Raw genomic sequence first — 20,699 nt, forward strand, 5'->3', positions numbered from 1 at the left:
GCCTCGCCGAGCGCGGCGATCGCCCCCCCCCCGGCCGGCGACGGGGCCAGCGGCGCCCGCAACTGCAGTCCGCGTACGGCGGCGAGCAGTTCCACCGCGAGCAGGCTGGTCAGGTTGTCCAGCACGGTACGCAGCTTCTTGGTCGCCGCCCAACCCATCGAGACGTGGTCCTCCTGCATGCCACTGGTGGGCAGCGAGTCCACCGAGGCCGGCGCGGCCAGCCGGCGGTTCTCCGCGACGATCCCGGCGGCCGTGTACTGCGCGATCATCAGCCCGGAGTTGACTCCGGCGTCGGGGGAGAGGAACGCCGGCAGGTCCCGGGAGCGGGTGACGTCGAGCAGCCGGTCCACCCGACGCTCGGCGATCGCGCCCACCTCGGCGGCGGCGATGGCCAGGAAATCAGCTGCGAAGCCCAGCGGCGCGCCGTGGAAGTTCCCGGTCGACTCGACCCGACCGTCGGGCAGCACCACCGGGTTGTCCACCACCGAGACCAGCTCCCGGGCCGCGGTCGTGCGGACGAACTCCAGGGTGTCCCGGGCCGCGCCGGCCACCTGCGGCGCACAGCGCATCGAGTAGGCGTCCTGCACCGCGTGCGCCAGGTCGTCGCGGTGCGAGTCCATCACCGCCGACTCCTGCAACAACCGGTGGATGTTGGCCGCCGAGACGCTCTGCCCGGGATGCGGACGGATCGCGTGCAGTTCCGGCAGGAACGGCCGTTCCGAGCCGAGCATCGCCTCGATCGCCAGCGCGGCGGTCACGTCGGCCATGGTGAACAGGTGGGCGGCGTCGTCGACGGCGAGCAGCAGCATGCCGAGCATGCCGTCGGTGCCGTTGATCAACGCCAGCCCTTCCTTGGCGGCCAGCTCCACCGGGGCGAGGCCGGCCCGGCGCAACGCGTCGGCGGCGGGCATCCGCCCACCGTCCGGGCCGAGCACCCAGCCCTCGCCGAGCAGCACCAGCGCGCAGTGCGCCAGCGGGGCCAGGTCGCCGGAGGCACCCAACGAGCCGTGCTCGGGCACCCAGGGGGTGACCTCGTGGTTGAGCAGGTCCACCAGCGCCTCGGCGACCAGCGGCCGTACCCCGGAGTGGCCGAGCGCCAGCGAGCGGACCCGCAGCAGCATCATCGCCCGTACCACCTCCCGGGGCATCGGCGCGCCGACGCCGGCGGCGTGCGACCGGATCAGCGCGTGCTGCAACTCGGCGCGGCGCTCGGGGGCGACGAAGGTGTTGGCCAGGGCCCCGAAACCGGTCGACACGCCGTACACGGGACGGCCCGCGGCCTCGATACCATCCACGATGGACCGGCTGGTGGCCATCGCCTCGACGGTCGCCGGGTCGAGGACCACCTTGACGCCGTCCCGCGCCACGGCGAGCACGTCGGCGGGGGTGATTCCGGTGGGTTGGACGGTGACGGTCATCGCGGTACTCCGTTGTGCAGAACCTGGCGGACGAGAGGCACCCCGGGCCGGTAGGCCAGGTGCAGGTGAGACGGTGCGTCGAGGATGATCAGGTCGGCCCGGGCGCCGGGCCGCAGCACACCGATGTCGTCGCGGCGCAGCGCCCGCGCGCCACCGGCGGTCGCGGCCCAGACCGCCTCCGACGGGGTCATCCCCATCTCGCGTACGGCCAGCGCGACGCAGAACGGCATCGACGAGGTGTACGACGAGCCGGGGTTGCAGTCGGTCGCCAGCGCCACGGTGACCCCGGCGTCGATCAGCCGACGCGCGTCCGGATAGGGCGAGCGGGTGGAGAACTCTGCGCCGGGCAGCAGGGTGGCGACGGTCGTGGTGTGCCCGCCTTCGTGGCACATGCAGTCGAACCGGGCCGACGCCAGCGCGTCGACGTCGGCGTCGCTCAGGTGGGTGCAGTGATCCACGCTGGCCGCCCCCAGCTCCACCCCGAGTCGCACACCCGGGCCGGGGCCGAGCTGGTTGGCGTGCACCCGCACCCCGAGGCCCACGGCCTGACCACAGGCGAGGATCGCCCGGGCATGGTCGGCGTCGAACGCGCCCCGCTCGCAGAACACGTCGATCCAGCGGGCGTGCGGCGCGGCGGCGGCCAGCATCGGCCCGCAGACCAGCGACACGTAGTCGTCCGGGCGAGTGGCGTACTCGGCCGGGACCATGTGCGCGCCGAGGAACGTGGTCTCCGCGCTGACCTCGGTGGCGATCCGCAACGAGCGGGCCTCGTCGGCGACGGTGAGGCCGTACCCACTCTTGATCTCGATGGTGGTGGTGCCCTGGCGTAGCGCCTCCGCGTGCAGCCGGCGCACGGTGGCCCGCAGCTCGCCGTCGGAGGCCGCGCGGGTGGCGCCGACCGTGGTGCGGATACCGCCGCCGGTGTACGGCTCGCCGGCCATCCGGGCGGCGAACTCGGCGGCCCGGTCCCCGGCGAAGACGAGGTGCGCGTGGCTGTCCACGAAACCGGGCAGCACCGCCGCACCGGCAGCGTCGATTCGCCGGTCCGCTGCCGGTGCGTCGGCCGCCGTGCCGACCCAGGCCACCTCGCCGTCCTCGACCAGCACCGCAGCCCGTCGCCGGATCCCCAGCGGCCCGCCCTCGCCCGCACCGGCCACATTCGTCACCAGCTCACCGATGCCGTCAACCAGCAGACTAGGCACGGGTCACCTCCGTGATCGCGTTGGCCAGTTCCTGCGGTACATCCACGCGCACGTGCCGGCCGTCGCGGACCAGCACCCGACCGTCCACCACCACCTGTACGACGTCGGCCGCGCTCGCCGCGAACCAGACGGCCGCCGGGGTCACCCCGGCCGTGCGGACGCTGTCCAGCCGCACCGTGACCAGGTCGGCGCGGTCACCGACCGCGATCCGGCCGGCGTCGGTCCAGCCCAGCGTGGCATGCCCGGCGCTGCTCGCCGCGGTCAACAGCTCCACCGGGCTGAAGTGGCCCCGCCTGCGGGTGCGCAACCGCTCGTCCAGCTCGACCGCGCGCGCCTCCTCGAACAGGTCGATCACGGCGTGGCTGTCACTACCCAGGCTGAGCGGGATGCCGGCGTCGGCCATCCGGCGGGCCGGACCGATACCGTCGGCGAGATCCCGTTCCGTGGTGGGGCAGAGGCAGACCCCGGTGCGGCTGTCGCCGAGCAGACTCACGTCGGCGCTGGTCGGATGGGTGGCGTGCACCGCCGTGGTGGCCCGGCCGAGCACCCCGTGATCGGCGAGCAGGCGCGTCGGCGTGCGCCCGTGCACCGCCCGGCAGGCGTCGTTCTCGGCGGGCTGCTCCGACAGGTGCACGTGCAGTGGCGCGTCGCGGCGGTGCGCCCAACCGGCGACGGTGGCGAGCTGCTCTGCCGGCACCGCGCGTACCGAGTGGATCGCGGCACCGAGACGCACGTGTCCGCCGTCCGGGTTGAACCCGTCGACCCGTTCCGCCCAGCGCAACGCGTCGCCGTCGCCGAACCGCTGCTGCGGCCCGGTCAACGGCCGACCGTCCACCGAGGCGGTCAGATAGCAGGTGTCCAGCAGGGTCAGCCGGATCCCGGCCTGGGCCGCCGCCTCGACCAGCGCCGCGCCCATCGCGTTCGGGTCGGCGTACGGGCTGCCGCCCGGCCCGTGGTGCAGGTAGTGGAACTCGCCCACGCAGCTGACCCCGGTCAGCGCCATCTCGGCGTAGACCGCCCGGGCCAGCGCCAGGTAGGAGTCGGGGTCGAGGTGGGTGGCGACCGCGTACATCTGGTCGCGCCAGCTCCAGAAGTCGCCCCGCCCGGCGTGGGTGCGCCCGCGCAACGCCCGATGGAACGCGTGGGAGTGCGCATTGGCCAGCCCCGGCAGGGTCAACCCCGGCAGCCGTACCGCGTCGGCCAGCACCTCGACACCGGCGTCGGGTACACCGTCCGGCGCGAGCGGCGTCACGCCGGTGATCCGGTCGTGCACCGTCTCGATCAGCACGTCCGGGGTCGGCTCGGCCTCCTCGGGCAGCCAGGCGTATTCCGCGAGCCAGCGGGTGGCGGTCATCGGAGCAACTCCGCCAACACCCTGGCCAGCGCGGTCACCCCGGTGGCGCAGTCGGCGTCGGTGGCTGATTCGGCGGGGGAGTGCGACACCCCGGTCGGGTTGCGGACGAACAGCATCGCTGTGGGTACGTGGGCGGCGAGCACCCCGGCGTCGTGCCCCGCCCCGGTGGGCAGCACCGGCGCGGCCAGCAGCCCGGCCAACCGGTCGGCCAGCCCGCCGTCGAAGGCCACCACCGGGCTCGCCGACTCCTCGGTCAGCGTCACCTGCGTACCGTCGCGCCGGGCCCGCTCGGCGGCCTTGCCGTGCACGGCGTCGACCATCCCGGTCAGGGTCTCCGGCTCGGCCGCCCGGGCGTCCAGCCAGCCGGTCACCCGCGACGGGATCGCGTTCGTGGCGTTCGGCTCCACCGCCACCCGACCGACGGTGGCGTGGGCGCCGCGCAGCCGGGCCTCCTTGTTCGCGGCGAGCACGGTGAACGCGTACGTGAGCATGGGGTCCCGGCGGTCGGCCATCCGCGTCGTACCGGCGTGGTTGCCCTCGCCGGTGAAGTCGAAGCGCCAGCGGCCGTGCGGCCAGATGGCGCTCGCGACGGCGACCGGCGCGTCTTGCTCGACCAGCGCGCGGCCCTGCTCGACGTGCAACTCCACGAAGGCCGCGAAGCGCCCGAGCAGCTCCGGGCGGGCGCCCGCCGGCCGGTCACCCAGCGCCTCGGCGAAGCTCACCCCGTGGGCGTCGCGCAACCCGGCCGCGCGCTCGACGTCCAGCGCGCCGGTGAGCAGCCGAGACCCCAGGCACGGTACGCCGAACCGGGCGCCCTCCTCCTCCACGAACGCCGCCACCGCCACCGGCCGGGCCGGCGTGACACCGGCGGCACGCAACTCGTCGACCGCGAGGAAGGCGCTCACGATGCCCAGCGGACCGTCGTACGCCCCACCGTGCGGCACCGAGTCGAAGTGGCTGCCGGTCAGCACCGCCTCCCCGGCCCCCGGGTCGCCCCACCAGGCGAACAGGTTGCCGTTGCCGTCGTCGGTCACCGGCATGGACCGCTCGTCGGCCCGCGCCCGGAACCACTCCCGCAGCCGCAACTCCGGCTCGGTCAGCGCGTACCGCAGGTAGCCGCCGCTGCGCTCGTCCCGCCCGATCGGGGCGATCTGTCCCCACAGCTCGCGGAACCTGTCGAGCAGGGGTCCGTCCTGCACCGTGTGTGTCAACAAGGGCCTTCCTCACTCCGCCATCGGGACGCGGACGCCGGTGCGGGTGGCCACCTCGCGCGCGTCTTCGTAGCCGGCGTCGACGTGCCGGATGACGCCCATCGCCGGGTCGTTGGTCAGCACCCGCTCGATCTTCTGCCCGGCCAGCGCGCTGCCGTCGGCCACGCAGACCTGGCCGGCGTGGATGGACCGGCCGATGCCGACCCCGCCGCCGTGGTGGATGGACACCCAGGAGGCCCCGCTGGCGGTGTTGACCAGCGCGTTGAGCAGCGGCCAGTCGGCGATCGCGTCCGAGCCGTCGGCCATCGCCTCGGTCTCCCGGTACGGGCTGGCCACGCTGCCGCAGTCCAGGTGGTCGCGGCCGATCACCACCGGCGCGCTCAGCTCACCCGAGGCGACCATCTCGTTGAACCGTACGCCCGCGCGGTCCCGCTCGCCGTAACCGAGCCAGCAGATGCGCGCGGGCAACCCCTGGAAGGCGACCCGCTCGCCGGCCAGCCGGATCCACCGCGCCAGGGACTCGTTCTCCGGGAACAGGTCCAGGATGGCCCGGTCGGTGGCGGCGATGTCGGCGGGATCGCCGGAGAGCGCCGCCCACCGGAACGGCCCCTTGCCCTCGCAGAACAACGGCCGGATGTACGCCGGCACGAAGCCGGGGAAGTCGAAGGCGCGCTGGTACCCGCCGAGCCGGGCCTCGCCCCGGATCGAGTTGCCGTAGTCGAAGACCTCCGCGCCTCCGTCGAGGAACCCCACCATCGCCTCGACGTGCCTGGCCATCGACGCCCGGGCCCGGTCGGTGAACTCGGCCGGCTTGGCCGTCGCGTACTCCCGGGCGTCGCCCAGCTCGACCCCCTCCGGAAGGTACGACAGCGGATCGTGCGCGCTGGTCTGGTCGGTGACGATGTCTACCGGCACGCCCCGGCGCAGCAGTTCCGGGAAGACGGTGGCCGCGTTGCCGACGACACCGAGGCTGAGCGCCCGCCGGTCACGTTTGGCGGTGAGCGCCCGCTGCACCGCGTCGTCCAGGTCGTCGGCGATCTCGTCCAGGTAGCGGTCGTGCGCCCGGCGGGCCAGCCGGCTGCGGTCCACGTCCACGATCAGGCAGACGCCACCGTTCATGGTGACCGCGAGCGGCTGGGCCCCGCCCATGCCACCGCAGCCGGCGGTCAACGTCAGGGTGCCGGCCAGCGTGCCACCGAATCGTTTCGCCGCCACGGCGGCGAAGGTCTCGTAGGTACCCTGGAGGATGCCCTGGGTGCCGATGTAGATCCACGAGCCGGCGGTCATCTGCCCGTACATGGTCAGGCCGAGCTGCTCCAGGCGGCGGAACTCCGGCCAGGTCGCCCAGTCGCCGACCAGGTTCGAGTTGGCCAGCAGCACCCGGGGTGCCCACTCGTGCGTCCGCAGCACACCGACCGGGCGACCCGACTGCACCAGCATCGTCTCGTCGTCGCGTAGCTCGGTGAGCGTCCGCACCAGGGCGTGGTACGACGGCCAGTCCCGGGCCGCCCGGCCGGTGCCGCCGTACACGACCAGGTCCTCGGGGCGCTCGGCGACCTCGGGGTCGAGGTTGTTCATCAACATCCGCAGGGCGGCCTCCTGCGGCCACCCTCGGGCGGTGCGTTCGGTGCCGCGTGCGGCGTGGATGCTGGTTCCCGGGCCGGGCGTGGCCTGGTCGGATCGCGTCATGGTGGGACTCCTCCTAACCGAGGAACAACTGTCGACGGGCCGCCGAGGCTTCGAACGCCTCCAGCCGCCGCTGGGTCTCGGCCGGGGCGGCGTCGCAGATCGCCTGGAGCAGCACCATGGCCAGGGTCATCGGAGCGGTGTGCAGGTCGAACACCAGTTGCGCGCCGACCGCGGCGGGCAGCACCACGTCGGCGTGCTCGGTAGCCGGGCTCACCGGTGAGTCGGTGATCGCCACGACCGTCAGCCGCGCCGCGCGGGCCTCGCGCAGCGCCTCCAGGGTCTCCCGGGGATAGCGCGGCAGCACGAACGCCAGCAGGGCCCGCGCACCCGCCTCGGCGGCCTGTTCGAGACGGTCGGTGAGCAGGCTGCCGCCGTCGTCGAGCACCCGTACGTCGGGATGCACCTTGGCGGCGAAGTACGCGAAGTACGCGGCCAGCGGCGCGGCGGAGCGCAGGCCGAGCACCGGCAGCGGCCGACTCGTCGCCAGCAGGCGTCCGGTCTCGGCGATCCGCTCCCGGTCGGCCAACTGACCGGCCAGCCGGTCCAGGTTGCCGATCTCGGCGCGTACCGCCTGCTGAAGTTCGTTGCCGGCGGGGGCCGGACCGGGCGCGGCGGCGGTCAGCTCGCGCAGCCGGCGACGCAGGGCGGGGTAACCGTCGTGGCCCAGCGCCACCGCGAACCGGGTGACCGAGGGCTGGCTGACCCCGGCCAGCTCGGCGACCTCGGCTGCGGAGAGGTAGCCGACGGCGGGGGCGTGCTGCACCAGACAGTGCGCGATGCGCCGCTGCGTCGGGGTGAGCCGGACGCCGTCGAACAGGCCGACGACCCGCTCCGTCGACGCCCTGGCAACTCCCTCATTCACCCTGCGACTCTATGCATGAAAACTTTCATTCGGCAAGCTTATCGTGTTCTTCTACAGTGGACAGCTGCTGGTCTGCGGTTCCGGACCGGTCCACGGAGGTTGGGGTGACCGGCGGGCAGATAGGGGTGCGGCAGGTGGATAGGATCCGCACCGCGGTCGAGTAGAGGAGTTGCCATGCAGCCGGACGGCCCCTACCGATACACCCACCTGCTGGGCGGGTCACCGGTCGGGAAGGCGTGGGCCGCCGTCGATGGTCAGGGCCGATTCGTCACCGTGGCCGTCCTTGACGCCACGGTCGCCGCCGCTCCGGGCTGGCGTGAGGCGTTCGTAGGCACTGCCAACAATCTCGCCCAGGCTCCCGGCGGCGCCCCTTTCACGTACGCGGACTTCTCGGCCGCCGCGCCCTGGGTCGCGTACGAGGCGGAGGCCGGGCCGGCGGCGGAAGAGCTGTTCCGCGCCCTCGGCGTCGATTATCGGCCGGTACCCGCCGCTGGCGCCCCGGTGCCAGGGCCCCAGCCCATCTCGGGTCCCCCGCAGTCCGTGACCGGTCCGCCTGTGCCGAGCCCCGGTCCGTCTGCGCCAACCTCGGTTCCGCCAATGTCCATCTCCGGCCCGCCCCAGCCAGTGTCGGGCGGGCCCCAGTCGGTCTCGGGTGCTCCCGCTCCTGGCCAGCATTGGCTGGTGTCCGCGACACCGCAGCCGCCAAGGAACGCGCCCGCGAGCCCGACCCCGATCCAGCCCCACATCTCGGGCCCGAGCTCTGGTGCGCCGATGTCGCCTGGCACCGGCACAGCTAGTGACGAGTTCGGGTTCGACCCGTTCACCGCGCAGGTGCGACGCATCCAGCCCTCGGCGCGGCCCAAGCGGCGCACCGGCCTCTGGATCGCCGTCGCCGCGCTCGCACTGGTAGCGGCCCTCGGTACCGGTGCCGCCGTCTGGGCGCTCACCGGCGACGGTGACCCCGAGCCACCGCAGACGGCGCCGAGCGGGGTCGAGGGTTCCGACAGCTTTCCCACTCCCGCCCAGGTCAACCCGGGCATGAAGCCGTGGGCGCAGGTCGCGCCGTACAGTCCGGAGGAGCGTGCGCTGGCGATAGCCGCACCCTCGCTCGTTTTCGTGGAGGCGGTGTTCACCGGATTCGTGCGCGAGGCCAAGTCCAACGTGCCGCTGAGCGCGACGCCCGTGACATTCAAGCGTCGGTGCAGCGGGTTCGTGGCCAACCCGGACGGCCACGTGGTGACCAATGGTCAGTGCGCCCAACCGAGCGCCGAGGTCGCCCGTGAACGGGCCCTGTACACGCTCGGGCGCATCCTCATCGAGCAGGACAAGCTCTCCGCCACCGAGTTGGATGACTATGTTCGCAGCAAGATGAGGACCACCACCTTCACGGGGAGCCAGCCAGACGCCGCCCCGGCCACGCAAGTGTTCGCCCAGTTCAACATTGCGCGCGGCGATCTGACCGCGAACCCTGCGGTGCCCGCGCAGTTGGTGCACGTCCTCACGGCGGACGACGGCGATCTGGCGCTCCTCAAGCTCGCGCAGTCCGACCTGCCCACCGCGGAGCTTGACCCGTCGGCCCGGCCCGGCCCGGGCACGGCTCTGCTGCTGATCGGTTACCAGACGGGGGACAGCGACTTTCGGGCGGCGACCTACACGGTGGAGGCCAAGCAGGTCCAGGTGTCAAGCACCGGGAAGCAAGGCACCGTCGAGGTGGCAAGGGTCAACGACGATCTCGGCATCTACTCGAACGGGGGCATCGCCATCGACACCCGAGGGCAGGTTGTCGGAGTCATCGACAATGACCGAGCGGCCAACGGTGGCGCCAACCGAGCCCTAGTACCGGTGTCCGCCGTTGCCGGTCTGCTCAACGAGGCGGACGTCCGGAATGAGATCGCCGATGCGGACCGGGCGTACCGGAGCGGGCTCGACGCCTTCTTCGCCGGCCGGAGTGCCGAGGCGATCGCGCAGTTCGACGCGGTGGCCGAGGCATCACCGGCGAATCTGGTCGCACAGGCGTACCGGCAGAACGCTATCGACCGGAGCCGGCTGGAGCGGGATTCGTCCGAGTCGTCCGACCTGTTGCCAATCCTGTTGGCCGGCCTCGGCGGTGCCTCGGTGGTCGGACTGGCCGGCGCGGCGGTACTGATGATGCGCCGTCGATCCACGTACTGAGCGGCACTCGCAGCCAGGGGTTGTCAGCGGGTGGAGTTGTCCCGTCCCCAGGCGTCACGCGGGTGCCGACGGGCGCTTAGCGCGGCCAGCAGAGTGATCGTCACGTACACCATCGACGCGGGTGCAAGCCACGGCCGAGGAAGCACGACATCCCGCAGCCACGACGACGGTACGGATGATCGGATCCCGTCATGGCTGGCGCGCAGCATGGTGTTGCCGGCACGAACCCGCGCGAGAGTTCGGACCAGGTTGCTCGTGCGCCGGGGTGCCTGCACGAAACTCGTCGCGGCTGTCACCTCCCGTTTCTCCACCGAGCTGAACTGCGAGTCGAGAAACAGGTCGTCCGCGATCTGCTCCGGAAAGCGTTCGAAGCGTTCCCGGCCGACGGCTGAGACCGCCATCGCGCCCCTGCCGAACAGCGCGTCGGCGAAGATCGGGAGGCGGGTGTTGATCGCGTAATAGGCCCGCACCGCGAGCGGTCGATCCTCGGTAACCATGGCCCGGCGGGGCGTCACGGCCATCGGTGGCAGCTCACCGGCGGAGAGCTCCGCCGCCATTGCGCGGAGTGCGCCGGGGGAGAGGACCACGTCCGCGTCGAGGTACACCCGGGGAAACCCGCGGGCTGCGGCATCACCCACGTTGAGGGCGTTGGCCTTGCCGGATTTTGCGACTTCGATCAGCCTTACGCCCGGGCGCGCCGCCGCCACCTCGGCGGTGTCGTCGGTGCAGCCGTTGGCCACCACCACGATGTCCAGCTCGTCGGGCACGGCATCGGCCAGCAGCGAGTCCAGGCAACCACCGATCACCGCGGCCTCGTTGTGCGCGGCGATCACCACGCTGATCATCGGTCGCTCATGGCTTGTCACAGCAGCCCCATCCATCGATGCGCGGGCCGCCGGCCACAGTGGTCGGCGGATCACTTTGGTGGTAGCGCGCCCGATCATCTGCCGGCACGCACGGCCGTCAAGCTTGCCGGAGCCGGCCGGCCGGTCGCAAGCAGATGCCTGCACGGTCGGCTCGCACCGCCATTTGCCCGTGTGTATCCGTCTTGCCTAATCCGTCGCCTGACTATGCTGCCAATCACAGCGGTCGGGACGAATCTGCGGGGCACCCTGGACGGCCAACCCGCTGGTATCGTCCTCGTGTTTCTCCGGGGCCGGGCGGGGGCTGACCACAGTGGGCGTAGATGTTCCACAGTCCCCGTCGTCACCGCGGCGGATACTGATGGGAGACGCACCCGCATGGGAAGCTTGACCGTTCCGCCCCGTAGACCCTGGTACCGGCAGCCTGGACAGAACGGTTCGGTTCCCGCGCATCTGCGGCTGGCCCGTAACCTGGCGACCGCCGCGCTGGTGCTCGTCGCAGTCAAGCCCTTCTTCGACATCGGAGAGGGCCGGGGGGACGGTGTCGATCTCGGTGTGCTGCTCACCGCCCTGGGAGCGGTGCTGATGGTGGCCGCTCTCAGTGTATTCGCGCTCGGCGCCCGGCGGATGCCGCCCCGATCGCTGTTGTTCATGGCTGCGGCGATCGGGCTGCTGCTCGTCCTATCGGCAGTGAGCTACCTGGCCGTCGAGGCTCGGGCTGATCTGTTGGCGGCCTTCGACGTCCGGCGATACTCGATCTATGGGCCGCACCAGGAGCCGACGAGTGCGATACCCGCCGAGGCGGTTCGACTTCTGGTCGGGTTCGCGCCGCTCGCTCTGATCGGCCTGATGTTGCTGCGGCGGGACTGGTTTCCGGTACGCCGCCTCGCGATCGTCGCGGGAGTCGTGGTGCTCGGTGCGATCGTTCACTCCGTTCTGGCGTGGTTGCAGGTCGCCGGGGTAATTCCCTACTCCTTCCACTTCGAGCTGGCTGGATGGCAGAAGATCGGCCGAGCCTCCGGTGGCTACTTCCACCCGATGTCGCTCGGCCGGCTGCTGATGTTCTCGGTCTTCCTCGTCTATGTCTTGGGCGAACGGATGGGTGTTCCGACCGCGGTGCGATACGGGCTGATCGGGCTCTTCCTCGCCACCGGCGTCGTTTCGCTGCACCGCTTCACCATCCTGTGTCTGGTGCTGATCGTCGCGGCGTTCGAGTTGCAACGCGTTCGCTCGATGGTCAAGGCGCGTCGCCGCGGCGAAATGAATCAGCGGGGCGTGCTGCTTGCCGGCGGTGGACTCGCCGCCGTCGCCGCGCTGGCCGGCGTGCTCTGGGGAGACGCGATCTGGCGGAGGACCGAGGTCGTCGTCACCGAGGTCGGTTCCATGAACGTGCGATCCGACACCTTCATGCATGGTCGCGGAGCGATCTGGAACGACGTGGCGGAAATTCTCGGGCGCGCCCCGGTCGACGTGTGGCTGTTCGGGTTCGGCTACGAGCCCTGGGACATGCACAACGACCTTTTGCGACTGATGGTGATCTGGGGACTCGTCGGTGTGATCGTGACCCTAGCGATCCTCGTGGCGGTTTACCGCATCGTCCGAGCCCGCTCGGACCACTCGCACCGGGTGGCGCTGATGGTGCTCTTCGGCGCCCTGGTCATCTTCGGCTTGACCCAGAAACCGCTGGCTTATCCGTACTTCCTGTGGCTCTTCTTCTTCGGACAGATGGTGATAGTCGCACTCGCCCCCGTAGAGCAGGACGATGCTGTAGAGGCCTCGCCCATCACCGAGTCGACGGCGACGTGAGGCCGCCTTCGCCCGCCCAGGTGCGCGGGTACAACCAGAACCAGCAGCGCCGCGACCTCGCCCACGATCCGGCCGAGCGCGACAACCCCGACAGTCTAGGCGCAGCTTTGGTGCAACCCACCTTCACGGTCTGCATTGTGGTGCGCGACCGTGCCGTGTTGCTCGTCAACGCGGTGCGCAGCGTACTAGCCAACACCTTCGAGGACTTCGAGTTGGTGGTCGTCGATGATGGCTCGCAGACGCCGGTGACGACGGTGCTGGCGGAGGCGAAACTCGCCGGGGACCGTAGGGTGCGGGTGGTGACGCAGCCTCCCACCGGCATCGCCGAGGCACGCAACCTTGGCCTGCGCACCGCCACCGGCCGGTACCTGACCGTCCTCGACTCCGATGACGAGTTGACCCCCGACGCGCTGGCCCAGTTGCACCGGCTGCTCGCCGCAACGGGCGGGAACTGGGTGTATGCCGACTACACCGAGGTCAGCCGCGGCTCGGACCGGCTGATCCGGCTCCCCGAATACGCCTCGGCGCGGCGGATGCTGGTCGGAGTTCTCACGCGGCCTCGGCTGCCCTTCAAGCACTCCGGCACCACTATCGATCGCCACCTATTGAACCGGATCGGTGGGTACGACGAGAGTTTCCGGCTATTCGAGGACATCGAGCTGATGTTGCGAGCGTTGAACTCCGGGGTACACCCCTGTCACGTGGCCCATCCCATCGTCCGTTTCTACCGGCACGACGGCAACGCGACCAGGGGTAGGCTCGCCGGTCTGGTCTTCTGGTTCCGCCTGATCGAGATGTACCGGCCGGTGCGGTGGCCCGGTGTGGCGCTGGCCATCAAGGCGCTTCGCACGTTGAGCGAAATGGGCAAGTGGCTTGTCACCATCGGCCGTTGATCGACTGACCGACGACCCGACGCAGCCGGGTACCACACCGAACCGGCTCGTCCGGATCCTCGTACACCTGGGCATGCTGAGTCTGAGTCAGGTCGGCGTCACCGTTGCCGCCTTCTGCGCGCAGATCCTGCTGGCCCGCACCGTCCCGCAGAGCGACTTCGGTACGTTCAGCGCGGCCCTTGCAGTCACGGCGTTGGCCGCTCCGCTGGTGGTCTTCGGCGTCTCTGAACTGTGGTTGCAACGGTTCGGCCTGGAAGGTCACGCAGCTAGGCGCTGGGTACGACCCTCCCTGCGGCTCGTCGCGGGCATCTGTGTCGGGGTGCTCGCCGCGGCGCTCGGGTGGAGTCTCGCCGGGGACTTCGGTACCGGCGCGATGCCGGTACGCGCGCTGCTCACCAGCGTGATCGTCGCCCAGGTCGGGCTGACCCTGGTGGCCTCGGCACAACAGTTGCGCGGCGACTACCGGGGGCTGTCGATGCTCCAGGTCGCACCGCACGTCGGACGAGTGTTGGTGGTGCTCGCGAGTTGGGCCGTCGGGCTGTCCGTGGTGGCCGTCGCCGCTGGTTACGCCATCGTCGCGCTGCTCACCGTGGTCGCCTGCATCATGGTGCTGCGGCCGTTCGTGGCCGGCACGGTGCCGCTGGAGGGGCATCGGAGCACCGCATCTGCTTCGGCCATTGACGTGCCGGTGAGCCGGGTGGTCGCGGCCGCCGTCCCGTTTGTCCTGGGCAACGTGTTCTACCTGATGGGCATCTATCTCGGTACAATCGTCGCAGCCGAGGTGCTGGGTCCCGAGGCCGCAGCTCTGCTGGCCGTTCCAATGGCGGTGATCACTGCGGCGTACCTCGTCCCGCGAGTCGTCTACCAGCAGTACTTTCTGGCCAAACTGCACCGGTGGGCCCACGGCGACCGGGACGCGGTGCTATTGGCGTACCGGTTCGGCACCTCGGGAATGGTCGCGCTCGGGATCCTCGTCGCGGGGCTGGTCGCGCTCGGCGGGCAACTACTGCCGGTTCTGCTCGGCCCCGGATACGGCGAGACGGCGGAGGTACTGGCCGTGCTGGCCATGGCCGTACCCTTCCGGTTCGGCGGAGCCGCCGTTGCCGCTCTGCTGACCAGTGGCGGGCTACTCCGCCGCAAGGTGGTTCACCAGGGAGTGGGTGCCCTGGTGCTACTGGCCGCCCTCGCGGTCGCCACGCCCACATGGGGGGTACGCGGCACGGCTTCCGCCACCGTGGTGGCCGAAGCCGTGCTTTGTGTGCTGTTCTGGGTCACGGTCCGGCGTCGCGTGGTGCGTGGGGCCGATCTGCCGTCGTGGCACGATTTGCGTCGGCGTCTGACGAGGGAGAGTCCGAGTGCGTCCTGAAGCCGATCCTGCCGCTCGCCGGCCGCTCGTCGTCGGCTACTACGGCATGGAGAATGTCGGCGACAACGCCTTCTGCCTGGTGACCGACTGGGCTAGTCGGACGTACTGGGGCAGCGAGCGACCCGTGTTCGCGGCCCCGCCCATGGTCGACCTGCCGCCGGAGAGCACCGGAATGAGCCCCCGCTGGTACCGGTCCCGCAGCGTCCCGGACCGGATGGGCTGTGTGCTGAACAAGGCGATGCTGCTGCGTGGCTCCTCGATGCTCGTTTTCGGCGGTGGTTCGGTTTTCAGGGACATGGGGCCGCTTAGCGAGAAGCGACTGTTCTCTCTCTTCTCCCGTTTCTCCGGGCATCCGATGGCGGCGGTAGGCGTCTCCGTCGGACCGTTCCTCTCAGCCTCGGCCGAGCGGCGTCTGCTGGAGGTGCTTCGCCGGATCAACTTCATCGGGGTACGTGACCATGCCTCCGCTGAACTCCTCCGGCGTGCCGGACATCCCGGAAACCTGGTTGCCGCCGGAGACCTCGCGGGATTGCTGCCCGAGGCGCTCGGGGAGCGCCTCGGGCAGCAGTACGAACGGGTACAGGTCACCCGGGCGCGGCTCGGCGTGACACTGCTCGGTGTTGACTACGAAGCCGCCGTCCCGCAGGCGCGGCGGCGCGAGGATGCGCTGATCGACGGGGTCAGTGAGCTGGTGCGCCGGGAGCCGGTGGACGTCACGGTGTTCGTCTTCAACACTCACTCCGTCCATGGAGACGAACGGGTCAGCGAACGACTTCGCCGTGCCCTCGACGGGCGTTGTGATGTCCGTGTGGTGACCGCCCGCGACGGTGTGCGAGCGTGCTGGGACGAGATGAAGCGTTGCGACCTCGGTCTGCACATGCGGATGCATGGGGCTGTCTTCGCCTACCTGGCAGACGTTCCGTTCGCTCTCGTGCCCTATCAACAGAAGTGCGACGACTTTCTGGATGAGATCGGCCAGCCGGTATCGCGGCGACTTACTCGGGTGCCGGAGAACTCGGTCGAGGTGACGAAGGTGCTGGCCGGCATGCTCACCGACCAGGCGGCCCCGCGACTGGCTCGGGAGGAGTTCGCCGAGCGAGCCCGGTGGAACTTCACTCGGGCGCCGTGGGCGCTACCCGGATCGGTCCCCTCGTGATCGACCAACTCTCCGCCCGGCGCGACGTGTCCCGGCCACCACCCGCGGATCCGGTCCGGCCCCCGACTGGCCGGTCTCGGTCTTTCCGCCTGCCGATCCTGCTGGTGTCGCTGGTGCTGGTGATCGCCGCGTTCTTCGCGACGGGTCTGGTTATGGTGGTCAAGGCGCGCGGCGGCGAGTCGGTTGAAGTGGCCGGATCATTGCCCGTTGCGTCGGAGCCCGCAGCGCCCGGACGAAAGACGCTCAGGGAACTGACACCCCCGAGAATGCGTATCGGCTCGGCTGCCGATGGTCGCGGCCTCAGCCTGGATCCGGCCTACAGCACTCTGCTCGGCACCGAGTTCAATGCCGTGACCACCGAGAACGCCATGAAGTGGCGCAACCTCGAGCCGCTGCCCGGAGTGTACGCCTGGCCCGGCGCGGACCAACTTGTCGAGTTCGCCGAGCGGCACGGTCAGGAGGTGTACGGGCACACCCTGGTGTGGCATAGCGACATGCCGAAGTGGGTGTCGCCGGAGTGGCCGGCAGGGCGGATCCGGACGGAACTGCGGGACCACGTGACCGAGGTCGTCTCGCGGTACCGGGGACGAGTGTGGGCCTGGGATGTCGTCAACGAGGTGCTGGACGAGGACGGCTCGCTGCGGGAGACGCTGTGGCTGAGCAAGCTGGGTCCCGGCTATATCGCCGACGCCTTTCGCTGGGCGCACGCCGCCGATCCCGGAGCCCGGCTGTTCATCAACGATTACGGCATCGAAGGACGTACCAGGAAGGCTGACGCTCTACTGACTCTTGTCCGAGATCTGCGCCGTGACGGGGTACCGGTGGACGGGGTTGGCTTCCAGAGCCATCTCGCCTGGGACGAACCGCCTCGCGATTTGACCCCGAACCTGCGCCGCTTCGCGGAGGTGGGAGTCTCGGTAGCGATTACCGAACTCGACGTCCGGGTCGAACTTCCGGCGGCACCGGAGCAACTCAAGCGTCAGGCGGCCGTCTATCGGCAGGTGCTCAGATCCTGCCTTGCGGTACCCGTCTGTGTCTCCTTCACCGTGTGGGGCTTCACCGACTCGCGTAGCTGGATCCCCGGCTACCACCGCGGGTACGGGGCGGCCTGCCTCTTCGACGCAGACCTCTCGCCGAAACTCGCCTACCTGGCGCTCGTCGATGAACTCAGCCGGCACGCCGGCACTACCAGGGCCGGCCCCAAGCCGGATTGATCCATCGCCGTCTGCCGGCCGGCCAGCCTGGAGTCGTACGAGTTGCGGAAGCTGGCCTGGCAGTTGGAAGGAACCGGCATCGATCTGGTGGTCGGCATCGCATTGGCTATCAAGCTGACCGATCGAGGTCCGGTGCTGTTCCGCCAGACCCGCATCGGTCACCAGGGGATGATCCCCGAGTAAGCCCGATCGGTCGGCACCTGCGCGGGCTGTCCCTTGACGAGTTGCCCCAGTTGGTGAACGTGCTGATGGGACAGATGTCTCTGGTCGGTCCGCGGTTGTTGCTCACTGAGGACGACGACTATCGCGGTGATGTGGGACGGCGGCTGCTGGTCCGCCAGGGCATCACGGGCTCTGGCAGATCTCTGGGCGCTCGGACCTGAGCTGGCACGACGCCGTACGCCTCGACCTGCACTAGGTCGACAACTCGTCTCTCGTCTACGATCTGGGCATCCTGTGGCGGACCATCAGGGTGGTCCTTGCCTGGCGGGGCGCCTACTGAGCCAGCGACCACAGGGTGCCGGGCGACGGTCACTTCCGATCGGCGCGGGCGATGATGTCCTGGGCCGAGTCGTCACGGACCGCCTCGTAAAGGGCGCGGGACCTCTCTGCGTCGGGGAAGACAACGCTTTCTGAGCCGACCCGGCCGGTGCCCTTCGTCGGGGTGGTCAGGAAGAACAGGTTCCCGTTGCGGAGGTTGCGGTTCTCGGTTGCCATGTCTAACAGGGACAGTTCTCGGTCGACAGACAGGCTGTCCGAGGTGGCTTGGATGAACGAGTTGAGCTTCACCGGGTTGGTGAGGATGCCACCTGAGGTCGCCTTCTCCATGATGGCTCTGATCGCCTGCTGCTGATGCCGGATACGAGCGAAGTCGCCGTCCGGAAATTGCTTGCGCTGGCGCGCGTAGTCGAGAGCCGTCGCGCCATCCATCCGCTGCGTCCCCTTCCGGAAGGTGCGGAACGGCGGGTGGATGGAGCTGAACTGCTTCTCCGAGTCGATCTCGATACCGCCGAGAGCGTCGATGATCTCCTTGAATCCGGCGAAGTCGACCATCGCCACGTGGTCGACGCGGACCCTGGTGAACTGCTCCACGGTCTGCACCATCAACGGCACGCCACCCCAGGCGTAGGCGGCGTTGATCTTCGCATCGCGACCACCGCGGCCCTCCTTCGACCGGGGCACGGCGACCCAAGTGTCCCGGGGAATGGAGATGAGCTGCGCGCTGGATCGATCCTTGGGTAGATGCGCCAGGATGATCGTGTCAGCTCGGGAGCCACCGGTGTTCTCCGGGTCGCGGGAATCGCTGCCCAGCACCAGGATGTTCACCGCGTCGGTCGCCACGACCTCGGGGCGGGTCTCCTCCGGTACGTCGTCGAACGCCTCGACCCGCTCGATGTCGGCCTCGACGGACTTGAGATAGATGCCGCTCGCCACCACGGCACCCACGCCGAGCAGCGACACCACCAGCAGCACGATCAGCGTGACGAGCAGCCACCGGCGGCGCCGCTTTCCTGCCGGCCCGCCGGTCTTCTCCGAACCGTCGTTGTCCCCCGTCGGCAGGTTCTGCTCCGGGGAGATGGTCCCCGCCTGCTCTCCACTCGACATGGCGGAGATGCTACTGAATTCGTGTTTCGGCCGTGGGCCCCTGTTCCCGTCGAGGCGAGCACCAGTGGCATGGTAACCAGGTGCGGCTGAGCGGGATCACCACCTATCCGGTCAAGGGTTGCCGTGGCGTCGTCCACGATGCGGCCGACGTACGACCGTGGGGGCTGGACGGCGACCGACGCTGGATGCTTGTCGACGCCGAGGGGGTCGGCGTCACCCAGCGCGAGGCCACGTCGCTGGTCCGGGTGCACGCCAGCCCCGGCCCCGACGGGCTGCTGCTGCGCGCCGACGGCCATCCGGACCTGGTGGTGCCCGACCCGGCCGACGTCTCGCCGGTGCCGGTGCGCACGTTCCGGCGGCGGGTGCTCCGGGTCGACGCCCTGCCCGCCGGCCCGGCCGCCGACGCCTGGTTCGGTGCGGTGCTCGACCGGCCGGTCCGGCTGGTCCGACTGGCCCGACCGACCCGGCACATACCCCGCGGCGACCGGAAGTACGACCCCGGTGACCAGGTCAGCTTCGCCGACGCGTACCCGGTGCTGCTGACCAGCACGGCGTCGCTGGCGGCGCTCGGCGACTGGCTCGTCGCGGGTGGTGCGCAGCCGGTGCCGATGACCCGCTTCCGGCCGAACCTGGTGGTCGACGGTGCCCCCGCGTGGGCGGAGGACGAGTGGGTCGGGCGCGGGCTGCGAATCGGGTCCGTCCGCTTCCGTGCCGCCGAGCTGTCGGCCCGCTGCCTGGTCGTCACCACCGACCAGGAGACCGGGGTACGCGGGCGGGAGCCGTTGCGGACCCTCGCCCGACACCGCAACGTCGATCGGAAGCTCCTGTTCGGACTCAACCTGGTGCCGCTGGAGACGGGTCGGGTGCAGCTCGGCGACCCGGTGGAACTGGCCGACTGACCAGGCTCGGCGACGACCGACGGACAGCTCTTGCCGCTGGGCCACCGCCCAGCCGAGATGGATCTCGCCTTAGCTTTCGCTTAGCTCGCTTGTCCGTGCGGTCGAATCTCCGGCAGCATGTCTGCACGTGACCGACGGAATCGACGGCCCCGTCGACCAGTCGACGACCCAGCGTCCCGCGCTGCGTCGTTGGCTGGCCGGCGGGGCGGTGGCCACTCTCGCCACTGTCGTCGGGCTCAGCCTCGCCCTGCGTTCCGGCGCCGCGCCGGCCTGCGCCGCACCGGCCCGTCCGGTTGCCGCGCTCCCGGCCGTTGGCGCGCTGCTCGCCCCGCCCGCCGCCGGCACCGTCTACAAGGGAAAGGCCACCTTCGCGTCGCAGTGGTGGTTCGCGGTGCTGGTGGCTGGCCACGGCAACCCGCTGCGCTCGGTCGAGGTGCGGCAGGGCAGCTCGGGCCAGTGGCGGGCGGCCGCTCGGGAGAGCTACAACTACTGGCTGATCGACTCCGGTGCCGGGCCCGGGCCGTACCAGATCCGGGTCACCGACACCCGGGGGCACCGGGTCACCGCCACGGGCATCCGGCTGGCGCCGGGGAAGGTGCAGCGCAGCTCCGTCCGGATGTACGGAGGCAGCTCACGCGGGTCGGTCGCGGCCACCGCAACGCCGTCGGCGCGGCTGAAACCGTCCGCCAGCGCGTCGACGCGTGCCTCGGCCCGGCCGACTCCGTCGGTCGCGGTGACGATCGACGCGACCGCGTCGGTCGGGCCGACCGCGATTGACGCGTTCGCTGCCGCGCCGCTCGTCGCGCCCTCGCCCGCCTGCGGCTGACGCTGCGACCGGCGGGCCTGCGCCGGCTGCCGCAGCTTCAACCGGCTGGCCCGCCGAAGTCGCCGGCGGTGAGTGGACCGGCGACGAAGACGCCCCACAGCCCGCCCCGGCCCCGCCGGAGGCCGAGCAGCCGCTGGTGTGTTGATCCTGCCGGTCGGCCAGG

General features: G+C 70.5%; 16 protein-coding genes and 1 pseudogene. 9 read left to right on the top strand and 8 right to left on the bottom strand.

What is annotated here, in order from left to right; genetic code table 11:
* The 6 genes from hutH to AC2CHE_RS18805 form a co-directional block, all read right to left on the bottom strand.
* Nucleotides 1-1,418: histidine ammonia-lyase (gene hutH / locus AC2CHE_RS18780; RefSeq protein WP_484506200.1), on the bottom strand; the 1,418-nt coding region annotated here is incomplete at its 3' end.
* The gene (gene hutI, locus AC2CHE_RS18785; RefSeq protein ID WP_484506201.1) at nt 1,415-2,620 is read right to left on the bottom strand and encodes an imidazolonepropionase; all 1,206 of its coding nucleotides are present in this window, start codon (nt 2,618-2,620) and stop codon (nt 1,415-1,417) included. The genes hutI and hutH, both read right to left, overlap by 4 nt.
* Nucleotides 2,613-3,974 (bottom strand): formimidoylglutamate deiminase, encoded by a 1,362-nt coding sequence (locus AC2CHE_RS18790; RefSeq protein ID WP_484506202.1) that lies wholly within the window; start codon nt 3,972-3,974, stop codon nt 2,613-2,615. Before AC2CHE_RS18790 ends, hutI begins: the two co-directional genes overlap by 8 nt.
* Nucleotides 3,971-5,188 carry an allantoate amidohydrolase gene (locus AC2CHE_RS18795; RefSeq protein WP_484506203.1) on the bottom strand — a complete coding sequence of 406 codons (1,218 nt, stop codon included), beginning with the start codon at nt 5,186-5,188 and terminating at the stop codon, nt 3,971-3,973. The genes AC2CHE_RS18790 and AC2CHE_RS18795 overlap by 4 nt, the downstream gene beginning before the upstream one ends.
* Before the next feature lie 9 nt (nt 5,189-5,197).
* Nucleotides 5,198-6,874: a urocanate hydratase gene (gene hutU, locus AC2CHE_RS18800; RefSeq protein ID WP_484506204.1), complete on the bottom strand. Its 1,677-nt coding sequence runs from the start codon at nt 6,872-6,874 to the stop codon at nt 5,198-5,200.
* A 13-nt stretch (nt 6,875-6,887) separates the two neighbouring features.
* Complete coding sequence (locus AC2CHE_RS18805) at nt 6,888-7,736, bottom strand: MurR/RpiR family transcriptional regulator (protein ID WP_484506205.1); 849 nt, start codon at nt 7,734-7,736, stop codon at nt 6,888-6,890.
* Between the two features lie 771 nt (nt 7,737-8,507).
* On the opposite strand from AC2CHE_RS18805, the gene AC2CHE_RS18810 reads away from it, so the two are divergent.
* Nucleotides 8,508-9,908 carry a trypsin-like peptidase domain-containing protein gene (locus AC2CHE_RS18810; protein ID WP_484506206.1) on the top strand — a complete coding sequence of 467 codons (1,401 nt, stop codon included), beginning with the start codon at nt 8,508-8,510 and terminating at the stop codon, nt 9,906-9,908.
* 23 nt (nt 9,909-9,931) lie between these two features.
* On the opposite strand, the gene AC2CHE_RS18815 is transcribed toward AC2CHE_RS18810, so the two are convergent.
* Nucleotides 9,932-10,753: a glycosyltransferase family 2 protein gene (locus AC2CHE_RS18815; RefSeq protein WP_484506207.1), complete on the bottom strand. Its 822-nt coding sequence runs from the start codon at nt 10,751-10,753 to the stop codon at nt 9,932-9,934.
* Between the two features lie 507 nt (nt 10,754-11,260).
* On the opposite strand from AC2CHE_RS18815, the gene AC2CHE_RS18820 reads away from it, so the two are divergent.
* The 6 genes and pseudogenes from AC2CHE_RS18820 to AC2CHE_RS18845 all read left to right on the top strand — a co-directional run.
* The gene (locus AC2CHE_RS18820; RefSeq protein ID WP_484506208.1) at nt 11,261-12,577 is read left to right on the top strand and encodes a hypothetical protein; all 1,317 of its coding nucleotides are present in this window, start codon (nt 11,261-11,263) and stop codon (nt 12,575-12,577) included.
* Complete coding sequence (locus AC2CHE_RS18825) at nt 12,574-13,470, top strand: glycosyltransferase (protein WP_484506209.1); 897 nt, start codon at nt 12,574-12,576, stop codon at nt 13,468-13,470. The genes AC2CHE_RS18820 and AC2CHE_RS18825 overlap by 4 nt, the downstream gene beginning before the upstream one ends.
* A gap of 73 nt (nt 13,471-13,543) precedes the next feature.
* The gene (locus AC2CHE_RS18830) at nt 13,544-14,836 is read left to right on the top strand and encodes a lipopolysaccharide biosynthesis protein (protein ID WP_484506210.1); all 1,293 of its coding nucleotides are present in this window, start codon (nt 13,544-13,546) and stop codon (nt 14,834-14,836) included.
* Nucleotides 14,826-15,992 (top strand): polysaccharide pyruvyl transferase family protein, encoded by a 1,167-nt coding sequence (locus AC2CHE_RS18835; RefSeq protein WP_484506211.1) that lies wholly within the window; start codon nt 14,826-14,828, stop codon nt 15,990-15,992. The genes AC2CHE_RS18830 and AC2CHE_RS18835 overlap by 11 nt, the downstream gene beginning before the upstream one ends.
* A 104-nt stretch (nt 15,993-16,096) precedes the next feature.
* Complete coding sequence (locus AC2CHE_RS18840) at nt 16,097-17,206, top strand: endo-1,4-beta-xylanase (RefSeq protein ID WP_484506212.1); 1,110 nt, start codon at nt 16,097-16,099, stop codon at nt 17,204-17,206.
* Nucleotides 17,207-17,708: pseudogene (locus tag AC2CHE_RS18845) on the top strand (sugar transferase); the annotation flags it as partial.
* Nucleotides 17,709-17,737: 29 nt separating this feature from the next.
* Here AC2CHE_RS18845 and AC2CHE_RS18850 read toward each other — a convergent pair.
* A complete protein-coding gene (locus tag AC2CHE_RS18850) occupies nt 17,738-18,811 on the bottom strand; it encodes an LCP family protein (protein WP_484506213.1) in 1,074 nt (357 codons plus the stop codon).
* Nucleotides 18,812-18,891: 80 nt separating this feature from the next.
* Between AC2CHE_RS18850 and AC2CHE_RS18855 the strand changes: the two genes are divergently transcribed.
* Nucleotides 18,892-19,710, top strand: coding sequence for an MOSC domain-containing protein (locus AC2CHE_RS18855; RefSeq protein WP_484506214.1), 819 nt, complete (start codon nt 18,892-18,894; stop codon nt 19,708-19,710).
* A gap of 127 nt (nt 19,711-19,837) precedes the next feature.
* A complete protein-coding gene (locus AC2CHE_RS18860; RefSeq protein WP_484506215.1) occupies nt 19,838-20,536 on the top strand; it encodes an expansin C-terminal domain-related protein in 699 nt (232 codons plus the stop codon).
* The last annotated feature ends 163 nt before the right edge of the window (nt 20,537-20,699 follow it).

The sequence above is a fragment of the Micromonospora sp. ATLC16 genome (assembly GCF_057196645.1).

Coding starts and splice junctions, on each gene's coding strand:
- AC2CHE_RS18790 (WP_484506202.1), bottom strand. CDS start 3,974: ATGACCGCCACCCGCTGGCTCGCGGAATACGCCTGGCTGCCCGAGGAG.
- hutU (WP_484506204.1), bottom strand. CDS start 6,874: ATGACGCGATCCGACCAGGCCACGCCCGGCCCGGGAACCAGCATCCAC.
- AC2CHE_RS18810 (WP_484506206.1), top strand. CDS start 8,508: ATGTCGCCTGGCACCGGCACAGCTAGTGACGAGTTCGGGTTCGACCCG.
- AC2CHE_RS18815 (WP_484506207.1), bottom strand. CDS start 10,753: ATGATCAGCGTGGTGATCGCCGCGCACAACGAGGCCGCGGTGATCGGT.
- AC2CHE_RS18830 (WP_484506210.1), top strand. CDS start 13,544: ATGCTGAGTCTGAGTCAGGTCGGCGTCACCGTTGCCGCCTTCTGCGCG.
- AC2CHE_RS18850 (WP_484506213.1), bottom strand. CDS start 18,811: ATGTCGAGTGGAGAGCAGGCGGGGACCATCTCCCCGGAGCAGAACCTG.